This is a genomic window from Micrococcus sp. MS-ASIII-49 (assembly GCF_000946635.1).
GTDB lineage: Bacteria > Actinomycetota > Actinomycetes > Actinomycetales > Micrococcaceae > Micrococcus > Micrococcus luteus.
The window spans coordinates 1-1024 of the sequence record NZ_JXSP01000180.1; the positions used below are offsets into that span (position 1 = coordinate 1).

Consider the following 1024-nt stretch of genomic DNA (forward strand, 5'->3'; position numbering starts at 1 on the left):
ATCGCCCATACCTCCAGTGATTCAGAGAGGGTGTTGCGACGACCGATTGAATCCACCCTGGCTGCCCCTGTCACTGTGGTGCACCGGGCCCTGCCGGCCACGGCTGGCTCCCGTGCTCACGAGGGCGTGCTCGAGGGCGAGCAACGGCAGCCCCGCGGTGTGCAGGCTGCCCGAGACCGCCCATCCCACGACGCGCCGGGAGAAGACGGCGGTGATGAAAGCGACTCAAGCAGAACCCGCCCAGGATCCTGACGTAGGTGATGTCAGCGACCTACAGCTGGTTCGGCCGCTCGGCGGTGAAGCAGCGCTCCACGAGGTCAGGACGAGCATCCGGCTCGCCTGCCGGCCTCGTGGTGATCGGCTTGCGGCCGCGCCGAACCCCTTCCACGCTGGCGAGCTTCATCAGGCGGGTGACCTGGTCCCGGCCGATCTCCCACCCGGCGCGGCGCATCGCGTGGTGCATCTTGCGCACCCCGTAGACGCCGTAGTTCTCCGCGTGGATCCGCTCGAGCTCCTCGATGAGGAGCTCGTCTCGTAGAGCCCTCTCGGAGGCAGGCCGTCTCTTCGCGGCGCGGTAGCCGCGAGAGGTGATGAACCCACACTCCGTCGCGCTGAGCACGCGGCAGATGGCCTCGACCCCGAACTGATCGCGGTGTTCGTCGATGAACGCGATCATCTCGTCGTGGGGCGGTCGAGCTCCCTGGCGAAAAAAGCCGAGGCGGCTTTGAGGATCTCGTTCGCTCGCCGAGCCTCGGCGAGCTCACGTTTGAGGCGCTTGTTCTCCTGCTGCAGATCTTCTCCCGCCGGCGCCTGGTTGATCTCGTGGCCGTGGCGGTTGCACCACATGCGCAGCGTCTCTTCACCGACTCCGACCTGCGGGGCGATGGCTCGGATGGAGTGCGAGCGAGGCCCTCCTTGAGCGGCTTGGCGTTCCAGGACCATCCTGATCGCGCGCTCACGCAGCTCGGGGGTGTACTTCTTGGGCATGTTCCGATTCTCCTTGGTCAAGTCCCTGGAAGTGGTG

The 1024-nt window shown here is 66.5% G+C and carries 2 protein-coding genes and 1 other annotated feature; both genes read right to left on the minus strand.

Translation table 11 applies throughout. From position 1 onward, the window contains the following. Positions 1-271: 271 nt before the first annotated feature. The gene (locus SJ20_RS11475) at positions 272-676 is read right to left on the minus strand and encodes an IS3 family transposase (RefSeq protein ID WP_131661520.1); all 405 of its coding nucleotides are present in this window, start codon (positions 674-676) and stop codon (positions 272-274) included. Further along, positions 619-715, minus strand: a sequence feature (AL1L pseudoknot). (Overlaps the previous gene by 58 nt.) Then, on the minus strand, positions 673-987 hold the full coding sequence (locus SJ20_RS11480; RefSeq protein ID WP_044659997.1) for a transposase: 315 nt from the start codon (positions 985-987) through the stop codon (positions 673-675). It overlaps the preceding feature by 43 nt. The genes SJ20_RS11475 and SJ20_RS11480 overlap by 4 nt, the downstream gene beginning before the upstream one ends. Positions 988-1024: the final 37 nt, after the last annotated feature.

Excerpts from the sequence above, each read along its gene's own strand:
- SJ20_RS11475 (WP_131661520.1), bottom strand. The coding sequence starts at position 676 with ATGATCGCGTTCATCGACGAACACCGCGATCAGTTCGGGGTCGAGGCC.
- SJ20_RS11480 (WP_044659997.1), bottom strand. The coding sequence starts at position 987 with ATGCCCAAGAAGTACACCCCCGAGCTGCGTGAGCGCGCGATCAGGATG.